This window comes from Kitasatospora sp. NPDC059408 (assembly GCF_042751525.1).
Taxonomy (GTDB): Bacteria; Actinomycetota; Actinomycetes; order Streptomycetales; family Streptomycetaceae; genus Kitasatospora.
Window position 1 is genome coordinate 35251 of sequence record NZ_JBHYWI010000048.1, and the last position, 12078, is coordinate 47328.

The following is a 12078-nucleotide window of genomic DNA, read 5'->3' on the forward strand; positions in this document are numbered from 1 at the left end:
GGCGCCGCCGGCCGGGCTCAGCCGAGGTCGGGGGCGAGCAGGGCGCGGATGCCCTCGATGTTGGCCGCCAGGTAGGCCCGCAGCCGGGGCGGGACGACGTTGACCGACGTGACGCCCTCGCGCGTGAACGGCAGCCGGACCACCTCGTACTCGCCGTTCGGGTCGTCCACCTCGGGCCCGTGCCGGCGGCTGAGGTCCATCGAGGCGAGCCGGCACACGAAGAAGTGCTGCACCTTGACCCCGTGCGGGTGGAGCAGCGTGCCGTCGTCGTGGTGCGTGTGGCTGATGGTGTCGACGAACGCGGGCACGACGTCGACGACCTTGCCGCCGAGCTCCTCGTCCACCTCGCGGTGCAGCGCCTCGACCACCGTCCGGTCGCCGTGCTCCACCCCGCCGCCGGGAGTGATCCAGTACGGGTGCGGGGAGCCGGGGCGGACCCGGCGGATCACGACGAGGCTGGCCGGGCCGTGCGGGTCCGCCGGGTCCAGCTCCAGCAGGATCGCCCGCGCGGTGCGCTTGACGACCGGGCGGGGTGGCGGGGTGCGGTTGTCGGGACCCATGGCCACCTCCGGGGCGCGAGCGTTGTGCGGGAGTCTGCCGCAGCCGGGCCGGGACGAAACGCCGACCCGCCGGGGTGCCTCCGATCGGGGCGCGGCGGCCCGGGGCGGCCGGAGAAGGGGGAGGGCCCGTCCCCGGTGAACCACCCGGGTACGGGCCCTTCCCACGATGCGGCGGCGGCTGCGCTCAGTCGTCGTCCAGGGCCAGGTGCAGGCCCCACGAGACCAGGCTGATGATCAGCGAGCCCAGCAGCGCCGGCACGAAGCCGGTGACGTGGAAGTCGAGGCTGAGCCGCCCCGACGCCCACGAGGTCAGCAGCAGCATCAGGGCGTTGATCACGAAGGTGATCAGGCCCAGGGTCAGGATGAACAGCGGGAACGAGAACAGCTTGACGACCGGCTTGACCAGCCAGTTGACCACGCCGAAGACCAGCGCGACGGCCACCACGGTGATCGCCTTGTGCTGCCAGTCGGTGTTGGCGTCGGTGAGTTGGATGCCGGTGACGATCCAGGCGGCGACCCAGATGGCCACCGCGTTGATCAGCGTTTTGAGAACGAAACCCTTCATGCCGACCAGCCTGGCAGGCCGCCGGGGGCGCAGGGAAGCTCCCGCCGGGCATGTTGGTGTTGAATGCCGGTGGTCCCGGAGGTGGACGGAGAAGGGAAGACGGCACCGGTGAAGCTGTTCCGGCTGGACGAACTCGACGCCGAACGCGCGGCCAACGACGGCGCGTACCTGCGGTTCCTGCGCGAACCGCGGATGTCCGCCGGGCTGTACGCGCTCTCCCCCGGCGCCACCGACCCGCAGACCGCGCACGACCAGGACGAGATCTACCAGGTGATCAGCGGCCGGGCCGAGCTGACCGTGGGCGGCGAGACCGCGACCGTCGGGCGCGGCACCGTCGTGTACGTGCCGGCCGGGACGCCGCACCGCTTCCACCACGTCACCGAGGAGCTGCGGGTCCTGGTGGTCTTCTCGCCCCCGGAGGACTGACCGGCAGGCTTTAGGGTCGGACGCATGCGTCTCACCGAAGAGCTCTGGTCGGCCATCGAGCCGGTCTACGCCGAGATCCTGGCCCACCCCTTCATCGGCGGCCTCACCGACGGCACCCTGCCGCGCGAGGCCTTCCGCCACTTCGTCGTGCAGGACTCGCACTACCTGCGCGACTACGCCCGCGCGCTCGCCGTCTGCGCCGCCAAGGCGCCCGGCGAGGAGGACGTGCGGGCGTTCGCCGCCGACGCGGTCGGCGCGATCGCGGCGGAGCAGGGCATGCACGCCGAGTTCATGACGGCCTTCGGGGCCAGTGCCGAACAGGCCGCCGAGGAGGCGGTGCTGCCGACCACCCGGGCCTACACCAGCTACCTGCTCGCGACCGTCTACGGCGGCTCCTTCGCGGAGGCGCTCGGCGCGGTGCTGCCCTGCTACTGGATCTACGCCCGGGTCGGCGAGGCACTGCTCGCCCAGGGCTCGCCGGACCCGCTCTACGCCAAGTGGATCGCCACCTACGGCGACGAGGCGTTCCAGTCGGTGGTGCGGCGCGTGCTGGCGCTCGCGGACCGGATCGGCGAGGAGCTCTCCCCCGTCGAGCGCCGCCGGGTGGTCGAGCACTTCACGACGACCTCGCGCTACGAGTGGATGTTCTGGGACGCCGCGTGGCGCGGTGAGCGCTGGCCGGTCTGACGCTTCCGGGGCGGTTCCCCAGGGTCATCCCCGGGGGCCGGGGTCGGGGTGATCTCGGGGTTCTCTCCGGGCCGTTGGGCCTCGTTCCGGCACTGGCGCCCCCGTACGATCGACGTATCGAAAGCAAGCGGGATGCGGCACCGAAGGGGCGGCCGGCCCGAGGGGAGAGAAGGAACGGACATGGCTGAGCTCTGGAAGTCGCTGCCCTCCTGGGTGCGCAACATCGTCGTGCCGGTGCTGGTCCTGGTGCTGGCCTGGAACGTCGTGACCTTCGTGTTCGGTGTGGTCGGCGCGCTGCTGGGCCTGCTGATCAAGCTGCTGGTCGTGGTCGGCATCGGGGCGGCCGTGGTCATCCTGGTGAAGAAGGCGGCGAAGCTCTGACGACGCTCCGGCGTCGACGCCGAGGCCCGGCACCCCGTCGTGGGGGTGCCGGGCCTCGGCCGTCGCGGTGCGGGACCGCGCCGGGTCACTCCTCGATGCGGACCTGCTGCACCACCGGCGCCTTGGCGTCGGCCGGCGCGTCGGCCGGGGCCTCCTTCATGGTGCTCAGCAGCTGGCGGGCCAGGCCGAGGCCGGTGCCGCCCATGGTGAGCGCCTTCGCGAACATCTCGCCCATGCCGTCCGCGCCGTTGAGCAGCACCATGTGCTCGACGTTGCCGAAGGACTCGGCCGCGGCCCGGACGATCTCCGGCCACTTCTCCGCCAACTCCTGCGCCACGACGGCGTCCTGGTTCTCGGCGAGGGCCGCGGCGCGGGCCCGGATGCCCTCGGCGTTGGCCAGCCCGAGCGCCCGGGCCGCCTCGGCGTCCGCCAGACCGCGGGCCTCGACGGCCGCGGCCTCCGCCTGACCGGTGGCCCTGGTCGCCTCGGCGGCGGCCAGGCCGCGCAGCTTGGTGGCCTCCGCCTCGGCCGCCGCGGCGACCTTCACCTGGCTGGCGTCGGCCGCCGCCCGCAGCTCGGTCTCCCGGGCGTGCGCCTGGGCCGAGGAGATCCGGGCGTCACGGTCGGCGTCGGCCTTGGTGCGGGTCTCGTACGCCTTGGCGTCGGCCGGCTTGCGGACGTCGATCTGGAGCTGCTGCTCCTTGCGCTGGGCCTCCAGCTCGGCGACCTTCGTCTCCTGGACGACGACCTCCTGGCGGGCGGCCGCCTCGGCGAGCGGTCCGGCCTGCCGGGCGCGGGCGCTCGCGGTGTCCATCTCGGCCTGGTAGGAGGCCTGCTGGATCTCGCTGTTGCGGGTGGCCTCGGCCTTGCGGGCGAACGCCTCCTGCTCCGCCTCGGTGGCCTCGCGGTCGGCGGCGGCGGCCGCGATGCGGGCGTCGCGCTGGACGGCCGCGGCGTGCGGGGCGGCGAGGTTGCGGATGTACCCGGTCGGGTCCAGGATCTCCTGGATCTGCAGCGAGTCGATGATCAGACCGAGCTTCTCCATCTCGGCGCCCGAGGCGGCCCGGGTCTCGCCGGTCAGCCGCTCGCGGTCGCGGATCATGTCCTCGACCGTCAGCCCGCCGACGATGGAGCGCAGGTGACCGGCGAACACGTTGTGCACCCGCTGGCCCATCATCTTCTGCTGGTCCAGGAAACGCCGGGCGGCGTTGGCGATCGACACCGAGTCGTCGCCGACCTTGAAGATGACGACACCCTTGACGTGCACCGGGATGCCCTGCTGCGTCACGCACTCGACGTCCAGCTCGGCCTCGTTGAGGTCCAGCGACAGGCGGCGCACCGCCTGCATGCCCGGGACGACGAAGGTGCCCCGCCCGGTGACGATCCGGAAGCCCAGGCCGTCCCCGTGCTTCGACCCGGAGATGATCAGTGCCTCGTTCGGCTCGGCGACCCGCCACATGAGCTTGAACAGGATGATCACAACGATGATGGAGGCCACCACGGCCCCCGCGACGACGCCGATAACCATCGGCCGACTCCCCCTTCAAGGCACACCGCTCCGTGGCTGCGCGTGGTTGTGCAGGAGTGCGCGGACGCGGTGGCAGCGGAGATTCTGCGCCTGTTCGTGCGCGTGCGCCAGTAGGTGACGTCGTGACTTCGTCCCGGTCCTGTCACGGGCCCGGTGACGAGGGAGGATCGTCCGTCAGAGGGGCGACACGAACACCGTGCGCGGCGCCTGGTACTCGACCACGATCACCTGCGTGCCCGTCGGCAGCGGATCCCCCGGCACCGCCAGGTACGCCAGGAACGCCTCCGTCCCCTGACGCTCGGGCACGTGCACCAGCACCTCCCCGACCAGTCCCGCGCCGACCTTCCCCGTGACCCGTCCCGTCAGTCCGATCATGGGCTTCAGTCTGCGCTCGCCGCCCGCCCACCGGAAGCCCTCTGGACCTGCGGCGATCCTCTCGCTACGGTGTTGGGCGTCATGTGCAGGCAACACCGCCTGCGGACGCGGGAGCTCGGAGCACCGGGCTGAGAGGGCGCTGAACGGTCCGTCGACGGACGGCCGGGACGCTGCGCCGACCGCAGGAACCTGGACCGGGTAATGCCGGCGTAGGGAGTGAAGGTCAGATGACCACGTTCGACGCACAGCCGCAGTCTGCCCAGAGCGCCCCCAGCAGCGAGCGCACCGGCTACCCGACCCCGGCCTGGCGCAAGGCCCACCGCGAGGGATCCCGCCCCGATCTGCGGGTCCCGTTCCGCGAGGTGGTGCTCACCAACGGCAAGACCGTTCCGCTGTACGACACCTCCGGCCCGTACACCGACCCCGCCTACGAGCCCGACGTGCGCCGCGGCCTGCCCGCCCTGCGCGACGCGTGGATCCGCCAGCGCGGCGACGTCGAGGAGTACGACGGTCGCGAGGCCCGCCCCGAGGACGACGGCATCAAGCACACCTCGCCGCGCGGCGGGAACCTGCGCAACCTCGACGCCGTCTTCCCCGGCCGCCCCCGCCGCCCGCTGCGCGGCCGCGGCGGCGCCGCCGTGACCCAACTCGCCTACGCCAAGCGCGGGATCGTCACGCCGGAGATGGAGTTCGTCGCCCTGCGCGAGGGCCTGGCCCCCGAGTTCGTGCGCGACGAGGTGGCCCGCGGCAGGGCCGTCATCCCGGTGAACGTGAACCACCCCGAGGTGGAGCCGGCGATCATCGGCACCAACTTCCTGGTGAAGATCAACGCCAACATCGGCAACTCCGCCGTCACCTCCTCGATCGAGGAGGAGGTGGAGAAGATGACCTGGGCCACCCGTTGGGGCGCCGACACCGTCATGGACCTCTCCACCGGCCGCAACATCCACACCACCCGCGAGTGGATCCTGCGCAACTCCCCCGTGCCGATCGGCACCGTGCCGCTGTACCAGGCCCTGGAGAAGGTCGACGGCAGGGCCGAGGAGCTGAGCTGGGAGGTCTACCGGGACACCATCATCGAGCAGTGCGAGCAGGGCGTCGACTACATGACCGTCCACGCCGGCGTGCTGCTGCGGTACGTCCCGCTGACCGCCCGCCGCAAGACCGGCATCGTCTCGCGCGGCGGCTCGATCATGGCCGCGTGGTGCCTCGCGCACCACAAGGAGAACTTCCTCTACACGAACTTCGAGGAGCTCTGCGACATCCTCGCCGCCTACGACGTCACCTTCTCGCTCGGTGACGGCCTGCGGCCCGGCTCCATCGCCGACGCCAACGACGAGGCGCAGTTCGCCGAGCTGCAGACCCTCGGCGAGCTCGGCCGGATCGCCCGCGAGCGCGACGTCCAGGTGATGATCGAGGGCCCGGGCCACGTCCCGATGCACAAGATCAAGGAGAACATGGATCTCCAGAAGGAGATCTGCGACGAGGCGCCGTTCTACACGCTCGGCCCCCTCACCACGGACGTCGCCCCCGGCTACGACCACATCACCTCCGGCATCGGCGCCGCGATGATCGCCTGGTGGGGCACCGCGATGCTCTGCTACGTGACGCCCAAGGAGCACCTGGGCCTGCCCAACCGGGACGACGTCAAGACCGGCGTGATCACCTACAAGATCGCCGCCCACGCCGCCGACCTCGCCAAGGGCCACCCCGGCGCCCAGGCCTGGGACGACGCCCTCTCCGACGCCCGCTTCGAGTTCCGCTGGGAGGACCAGTTCAACCTGGCCCTCGACCCGGAGACCGCGCGCGACTTCCACGACGAGACCCTCCCCGCCGAGCCGGCCAAGACCGCGCACTTCTGCTCGATGTGCGGCCCGAAGTTCTGCTCGATGAAGATCTCGCAGAAGATCCGCGACGAGCACGGCGACGGCTCCACGGCCGTCGGCACCGAGTTCGACGCCGAGGCGCTGGCCGGCATGCAGGCCATGTCCGAGGAGTTCAAGGCCCACGGCAACAAGGTCTACCTGCCGATGGCGGACTGACCGCCGCCGCCCCAGAGCCGGCCCGCGTTCCTCCGGGGGGAGAGCGCGGGCCGTTTTCCTTTCCACCCGGCGGCCTCGGACGGGTTCCGGCCTTTGCCGCCACGCCGTCGTGCGTCCGGGGGAAATCGGAGGCACCCTGGGGGGAAGGCCGACCAAGGAGGCAGCGATGGGCAGCCCGATCAAGGGGACCGATCCGAGCGACGAGACGAACCGGGACGCCAAGGCGTCCCCGCGGCAGCTGTACAGCGGTGGCGAGCGGCCCTTCGACCCCGAGGACCTGGTCATGGCGTCCGGGCAGGACGTCACGCCCGAGCGCCTCGCGTGGGCCAGGCGGCAGATCGACGAGAAGGGCGCGGCGGCGCTCGAACGCTACCTGCCGTAGCGGCCGCTCCGGGGTCCTGCGCGCTGCCCCGGGCGTGGCCCGGGGCAGCGGTGCGTCAGCCGACCTCGTCGGGGCCGGTGAAGCCCGGCGGGGTGTAGCCGGGGGTGCTGAAGTCGGGCGGGGTGAAGGCGGCGGGGCGGGAGGCGCGGCCCTCGGGGTCGGTGAGGCCGTCGGGGCCCGGGCTGGTGTAGCCCGGCGGGGTGTAGCCGGGGCTGGTGAAGTCCGGGCGCTGGGCGGGGACGGCCGGGAGGCCGGCGTGCAGGTAGGGGAGGAGGCCGCGGTCGCGCAGGGCGGTGCGCCAGGCGCGGCGGGCGGCGGCGAGCTCGGCGGCGAGGTCGGGGTCGGTGCCCGCGGGGGCGCCGGAGCCGTCGCGTAACGCGGTGAGGACGAGCCCGACGAGGCCGACGGTCATCGCGACGATCCCGGCCGCGAGCGCGATCCAGCCCGCGGTGAGCAGGGAGCGGGCGAGGACGAGCCCGGGGTCGGCGGCGCGCAGGGCGTACCCGAGGAGCAGCAGGACCAGCGCCGCGGCCCAGGCCAGGATCGGGGTGAGCACGGTGAGGACCGGGAAGAGCCCGGCGCCGCCGTCGGCGGAGCGCAGCTGGGAGAGCAGGCCGGGGGCGGCCGGCTCGGCGCCCTCGGCGGGCGGGGGCGTGCTGCGCAGGCTCTCGCGCAGCCCGGTGTAGTGCTCGTACTCGGTGGCGGCCGCGGCGGCGATGGCGTCGGCGTCGCGCAGGGCGCGGGCGCGCAGCTGGTCGGCGGTGAGTGCGCCGGGCGCGCGGAGGGCGGTGCGGACGGTGCCGTCGCGGAGGGCTTCGGCGAGGAGGCGCTCGTACTCCGGGCGGTCCTCGGCGAGCAGCGGCGGGGGGTTGGTCATGGGGACCCCGTTCATGCGGACCCCGGTTCGCTCCGCCTCGCGGGCTGGGTGGGCCCGCAGGGGCGCCGAATCGGGCGCGGAGGCGGGCCGCCGGACGGGCGGCCGCTCGTGGTGTGCCTCATGGTAGGGGCGGGTGCGCCCGCGCTGACAGTCCGATTCCGGAATTTCGCGCCCCGGGCCGCGCGCGTGCGACGGCCCGGGCGCCGGGAACACCCGTGCGACGGGTGGGCCGTCGGGTGACGTCAGTTGACGGGCAGTCGGGCGATGAGCAGGCGCCCTTCCATGGTGACGCCGCCGTCCATGGCGACCGCGAGGTCGTCGGCGTACACGTACGGCCCGGGGATGTGCGGCGGGGCGCCGTCGTCGGCGTGCACAGCGCCGGTGAGGTACGGGATCGGGCTGTGGCCGTGCACGATCCGGCTGCCGCCGTAGGTGTCGAGGAGCTCGTGGACGGCCGTCGGGCCGGCGTCGCCGCGGAAGGCGAAGCGCTTGGTGAAGCGGCGGAAGCAGTCCCACCACTCGTCCACGCCCTCGTCGGCGAGCAGGCTGTGCACCGCGTCGTTGACGTCGGGGATGGACTCGCCGTACTCCAGGTAGGCGGTGGTGTCGGAGTGCAGCAGCAGGTGGCCGTCCTCGATGGCGATGGCGGGCAGCCGGGAGAGCCAGCTGATGTGGTGCGCCTGGAGCCGGTCGAGGTCGTGCTGCTGGCCGCCGTTGAGCCGCCAGGCGGCGAGGAAGGAGGCGGTGCCGGCGGTGGACTGGACGGGTTCGTCCCCGTACCTGGCGGCGCCGAGGAAGAGCAGTTCGTGATTGCCCATCAGGGCCCGGCAGTAGCCGCCCGCGGCGGCGGCCTCGGCGGCGAGCTGCATGACGAGGTCGATGACGCCGATGCCGTCGGGGCCGCGGTCGGTGAAGTCGCCGAGGAACCAGATCCGGGAGCGGCCGGCGCACCAGTGGCCGTCGGCGTCGATGATGCCCTGGTGGCGGAGTTCGGCGACGAGTTCTTCCAGGTAGCCGTGGACGTCGCCGACGACGTAGAGCGGGCCGGGTGGCTCGTCCGGGCCGGGGGCCGGGTACGGGTAGCTGGGCACGGGCTCGGGCAGCGGCGGGCCGAGCTCGATGGTCGGCGGGTCGTCGCGGCCGGGGAACTGGTCGGCCGGCCGGTCGGGGTGTCCGTCGGCCAGGGGGTCGGGCACCGCGTCGGGGAACTGGAGGGCCGGCGAGGGCCGGTCGGGCAGGGTCGGCTCGTAGCCGGGGTGGTCCTGGTGGTTGAACGCCGGCGCCTGCCCGGGGGCGTGCATCGTGTGTCCGTGCGCCTGGCTGTCGGCGGGCCAGTGCTGTTCGAGGTAGCGGGCGCCGCCGTAGCCGCTGTAGGTCTCCGCTTCGTACGGCGTCCCGGCGTAGCCGGCGGGTTCGGGCTCGTAGTAGGTGCCGTACGGCAGCACGTCGAGGTCCGGCTGGTGGCGGGGGCCTGAGGAGGGGTGTTCAGGCCCGGGGAAGCGGTCCTCGGGTGTCATTCGCCCATCATAGGAAGACCACTCTCCCGGCGTCGTCACCTGGTGGGTATCCAATCCTCCGGAGCGTCAGCCGGGCCGTCCCGCAAGGTCCGTTTTGTCCCGGCTCGGTATGGTCTAGACCTCGCCCGGGGGTCGGGGAGGACTGACGGTGGTGCGCGGACTGCGGCGCTGCGAGGAGGCCCGGACGATCAGCTCGGTGGGCATCAGGGTGCCGGGCGGCGGGCCGGTTCCGGCGGTGCGGAAGCGGGGCGGGAAGAGCCGGGCGATGTCGACGCCCGTCCCGGAGTCGACGCCCTCGATGGCGTCGATGAGGAGGTTGACGACGGTCGTGCCGATCCGGCGGGGCTTCAGTGAGAGCGTGGTGATCGGGGGCTCGGTGGAGGCGTAGACGTCGCTCTCGCTGCAGCAGACCAGCAGGAGGTCGTCGGGCACCCGAAGCCCGTAGCGGCGGGCGGCGGCGAGCAGGTCGGTGCCGTTGGGGTCGAACAGGCCGTAGACGGCGTCGGGGCGGTCGGGGCGGGCGAGCAGCCGGTCGGCGGCGACGGCGCCGGCGGCCGGGTCGTGCGCGGGGTAGGCCTCGTACACCGGCTCCTGGCCGACCTTGGCGCACCAGCCGAGGTAGGCCTCGGTGGAGAGCCGGGTGTAGGTGTCGGTGCTGGTCCCGGTGAGCAGGCCGATCCGGCGGGCGCCGGCTTCGGAGAGGTGGTCGAGGATGCCGAGCACGGCGGCCTCGTGGTCGTTGTCGACCCAGGCGGTGACCGGGCAGTTGCCGGGCTTGCCGTCGCTGACCACCGGGACGCCGGACCGGTAGAGCTCGCTGACCAGCGGGTCCTGGTCGGGCGGGTCGATCACCACGGTGCCGTCCAGGGCGATGTTGCCCCAGACGTCGTGCCGGGAGGACGCGGGCAGCACCACCAGCGCGTAGCCGCGGCCGAGGGCGGCGCTGGTGGCGGCGCGGGCCATCTCGGCGAAGTACGCGAACTCCGTGAAGGTGAACGGCTCCTCGCCGTAGGTCGTGACGGTCAGCCCGATCAGGCCGGACCGTCCGGTGCGCAGGGTGCGGGCGGCCGCGGAGGGGCGGTAGCCGAGGCGCTCGGCGACCTCGCGCACCCGGCTGCGGGTCTCGTCGGGCAGGCGGCCCTTTCCGTTCAGCGCGTCGGAGACGGTGGTGATCGACACTCCGGCGGCTGCTGCCACATCCCGGATGCCGGCCCGCTCCAGACGCCGTGAGGTGGTGGGTCGCCGACCGCTCTGGTTGGCTGCTGCTGTCATGGCGGACCGATCGTATGGCTCCTGACAAGGTCCTGTGACCGGCGCATCGGGAGCCTTTGGAGATACGTTTCTCCACGAGTGAGCCGGGGCGCGCCCCTTCGATACCGGCCCAAAACCTGGCGTCTTACCTCTGACATGTGCCAAAGGAACCCGGCAGAATGGCTGATCTGCACCGGTGGGCCGACCGGCCAACTCACTCCTACGGGTGAGCGCGGTCGGTATGGTGCAAGGCACCCGACCGGGGTGGTCCGGGCGTGTGCACCGGAGGACCCGCACCGGAGGACGCACACCCGGACATCGCGCGTCCACCCGACGCGGAGATCGAGAAGATCGAGAAGGAGCAGGACCGTGAGCGACACGTCAGCGCAGGGCCCGCGGCTGCGGCCGACCCTGGACGGCATCCCCACCTACAAGCCCGGCAAGCCGGCCGGCGCCGACGCCTACAAGCTGTCCTCCAACGAGAACCCGTACGGGCCGCTGCCCGGCGTCCTGGCCGCGGCGGTCGAGGCGGCCGGGTCGTTCAACCGCTACCCGGACATGGCGGTCAACGAGCTCACCGAGGAGCTGGCCAAGCGCTTCGGCGTGCCGGCCGAGCACATCGCCACCGGCACCGGCTCGGTCGGCGTCGCCCAGTCGCTGATCCTCGCCACGGCGGGCCCGGGCGACGAGGTGATCTTCGCCTGGCGCTCCTTCGAGGCGTACCCGATCATCACCCAGGTCGCCGGCGCCACCCCAGTCCCGGTCCCGATCACCGCCGGCGGCGACCACGACCTGGACGCGATGCTCGCCGCGATCACGCCGAACACCCGGCTGATCTTCGTGTGCAACCCGAACAACCCGACCGGCAACGTGATCCACCGCGCCGAGCTGGAGCGCTTCATCGACGCGGTGCCCGGCGACGTGCTGGTCGTCGTCGACGAGGCCTACATCGAGTTCATCCGCGACCCCGAGGTGCCCAACGGCATCGACCTCTACCGGGACCGCCCGAACGTCTGCGTCCTGCGCACCTTCTCCAAGGCGTACGGCCTCGCGGGCCTGCGCGTCGGCTTCGCGATCGCCCACGAGCCGGTGGCGACCGCGCTGCGCAAGACCGCCGTCCCGTTCGGCGTGAACCAGCTCGCGCAGGACGCCGCCGTCGCCTCGCTGCACGCCGAGGACGCGCTCAAGGTGCGGGTGGACGCGCTCGTGGAGGAGCGTGCCCGGGTGGTGGCCGGGCTGCGCGCCCAGGGCTGGGACCTCCCGGACTCGCAGGCCAACTTCGTGTGGCTGCCGCTCGGCGCGCGCTCGGCGGACTTCGCCGCCGCGGCCGCCGCGGCCGGCGTGATCGTCCGGCCGTTCCCCGAGGGCGTGCGGGTGTCGATCGGCGAGGCCGAGGGCAACACGATCTTCCTCGCGGTGGCCGAGGAGTTCCGCAAGACGCTCTGACGTCCGCGTCCGTACGCAGGGGCGTTCCGCACGCGCGGTGC

At 72.8% G+C, this 12078-nt stretch carries 13 protein-coding genes and 1 riboswitch; of the genes, 6 read left to right on the plus strand and 7 right to left on the minus strand.

What is annotated here, in order from left to right:
- Positions 1-17: 17 nt before the first annotated feature.
- Positions 18-560: an NUDIX domain-containing protein gene (locus tag ACFXDE_RS28075; protein WP_380497473.1), complete on the minus strand. Its 543-nt coding sequence runs from the start codon at positions 558-560 to the stop codon at positions 18-20.
- Between the two features lie 184 nt (positions 561-744).
- The gene (locus ACFXDE_RS28080) at positions 745-1125 is read right to left on the minus strand and encodes a phage holin family protein (RefSeq protein WP_380439683.1); all 381 of its coding nucleotides are present in this window, start codon (positions 1123-1125) and stop codon (positions 745-747) included.
- A 108-nt stretch (positions 1126-1233) separates the two neighbouring features.
- On the opposite strand from ACFXDE_RS28080, the gene ACFXDE_RS28085 reads away from it, so the two are divergent.
- From ACFXDE_RS28085 to ACFXDE_RS28095, 3 genes are all read left to right on the plus strand, one after another.
- Complete coding sequence (locus ACFXDE_RS28085) at positions 1234-1551, plus strand: cupin domain-containing protein (protein ID WP_380497488.1); 318 nt, start codon at positions 1234-1236, stop codon at positions 1549-1551.
- Between the two features lie 24 nt (positions 1552-1575).
- On the plus strand, positions 1576-2238 hold the full coding sequence (gene tenA / locus ACFXDE_RS28090; RefSeq protein ID WP_380439681.1) for a thiaminase II: 663 nt from the start codon (positions 1576-1578) through the stop codon (positions 2236-2238).
- Between the two features lie 180 nt (positions 2239-2418).
- Positions 2419-2619, plus strand: coding sequence for a DUF5326 family protein (locus tag ACFXDE_RS28095; RefSeq protein WP_380439679.1), 201 nt, complete (start codon positions 2419-2421; stop codon positions 2617-2619).
- A gap of 85 nt (positions 2620-2704) precedes the next feature.
- On the opposite strand, the gene ACFXDE_RS28100 is transcribed toward ACFXDE_RS28095, so the two are convergent.
- Both ACFXDE_RS28100 and ACFXDE_RS28105 read right to left on the minus strand, forming a co-directional pair.
- The gene (locus tag ACFXDE_RS28100) at positions 2705-4147 is read right to left on the minus strand and encodes an SPFH domain-containing protein (RefSeq protein WP_380497474.1); all 1443 of its coding nucleotides are present in this window, start codon (positions 4145-4147) and stop codon (positions 2705-2707) included.
- A 174-nt stretch (positions 4148-4321) separates the two neighbouring features.
- Positions 4322-4522, minus strand: coding sequence for a hypothetical protein (locus ACFXDE_RS28105; protein ID WP_380439676.1), 201 nt, complete (start codon positions 4520-4522; stop codon positions 4322-4324).
- Positions 4523-4619: 97 nt separating this feature from the next.
- Positions 4620-4755, plus strand: a riboswitch (TPP riboswitch).
- Between ACFXDE_RS28105 and thiC the strand changes: the two genes are divergently transcribed.
- Complete coding sequence (gene thiC / locus ACFXDE_RS28110; RefSeq protein ID WP_380439674.1) at positions 4750-6564, plus strand: phosphomethylpyrimidine synthase ThiC; 1815 nt, start codon at positions 4750-4752, stop codon at positions 6562-6564. It overlaps the preceding riboswitch by 6 nt.
- Positions 6565-6730: 166 nt before the next feature.
- Entirely contained in the window at positions 6731-6946 is a 216-nt protein-coding gene (locus tag ACFXDE_RS28115; RefSeq protein WP_359964259.1) for a hypothetical protein, read from the plus strand.
- Positions 6947-7001: 55 nt separating this feature from the next.
- On the opposite strand, the gene ACFXDE_RS28120 is transcribed toward ACFXDE_RS28115, so the two are convergent.
- The 3 genes from ACFXDE_RS28120 to ACFXDE_RS28130 form a co-directional block, all read right to left on the minus strand.
- Entirely contained in the window at positions 7002-7823 is an 822-nt protein-coding gene (locus ACFXDE_RS28120; protein WP_380497475.1) for a hypothetical protein, read from the minus strand.
- Positions 7824-8065: 242 nt separating this feature from the next.
- Positions 8066-9340: a metallophosphoesterase gene (locus ACFXDE_RS28125; RefSeq protein ID WP_380439670.1), complete on the minus strand. Its 1275-nt coding sequence runs from the start codon at positions 9338-9340 to the stop codon at positions 8066-8068.
- Positions 9341-9454: 114 nt separating this feature from the next.
- A complete protein-coding gene (locus ACFXDE_RS28130) occupies positions 9455-10612 on the minus strand; it encodes a LacI family DNA-binding transcriptional regulator (protein ID WP_380439668.1) in 1158 nt (385 codons plus the stop codon).
- Between the two features lie 348 nt (positions 10613-10960).
- On the opposite strand from ACFXDE_RS28130, the gene hisC reads away from it, so the two are divergent.
- A complete protein-coding gene (hisC, locus tag ACFXDE_RS28135) occupies positions 10961-12037 on the plus strand; it encodes a histidinol-phosphate transaminase (protein ID WP_380439666.1) in 1077 nt (358 codons plus the stop codon).
- Positions 12038-12078 lie beyond the last annotated feature (41 nt).

Excerpts from the sequence above, each read along its gene's own strand:
- ACFXDE_RS28075 (WP_380497473.1), bottom strand. The coding sequence starts at position 560 with ATGGGTCCCGACAACCGCACCCCGCCACCCCGCCCGGTCGTCAAGCGC.
- ACFXDE_RS28080 (WP_380439683.1), bottom strand. The coding sequence starts at position 1,125 with ATGAAGGGTTTCGTTCTCAAAACGCTGATCAACGCGGTGGCCATCTGG.
- tenA (WP_380439681.1), top strand. The coding sequence starts at position 1,576 with ATGCGTCTCACCGAAGAGCTCTGGTCGGCCATCGAGCCGGTCTACGCC.
- ACFXDE_RS28095 (WP_380439679.1), top strand. The coding sequence starts at position 2,419 with ATGGCTGAGCTCTGGAAGTCGCTGCCCTCCTGGGTGCGCAACATCGTC.
- ACFXDE_RS28100 (WP_380497474.1), bottom strand. The coding sequence starts at position 4,147 with ATGGTTATCGGCGTCGTCGCGGGGGCCGTGGTGGCCTCCATCATCGTT.
- ACFXDE_RS28105 (WP_380439676.1), bottom strand. The coding sequence starts at position 4,522 with ATGATCGGACTGACGGGACGGGTCACGGGGAAGGTCGGCGCGGGACTG.
- thiC (WP_380439674.1), top strand. The coding sequence starts at position 4,750 with ATGACCACGTTCGACGCACAGCCGCAGTCTGCCCAGAGCGCCCCCAGC.
- ACFXDE_RS28115 (WP_359964259.1), top strand. The coding sequence starts at position 6,731 with ATGGGCAGCCCGATCAAGGGGACCGATCCGAGCGACGAGACGAACCGG.
- ACFXDE_RS28120 (WP_380497475.1), bottom strand. The coding sequence starts at position 7,823 with ATGACCAACCCCCCGCCGCTGCTCGCCGAGGACCGCCCGGAGTACGAG.
- ACFXDE_RS28125 (WP_380439670.1), bottom strand. The coding sequence starts at position 9,340 with ATGACACCCGAGGACCGCTTCCCCGGGCCTGAACACCCCTCCTCAGGC.
- ACFXDE_RS28130 (WP_380439668.1), bottom strand. The coding sequence starts at position 10,612 with ATGACAGCAGCAGCCAACCAGAGCGGTCGGCGACCCACCACCTCACGG.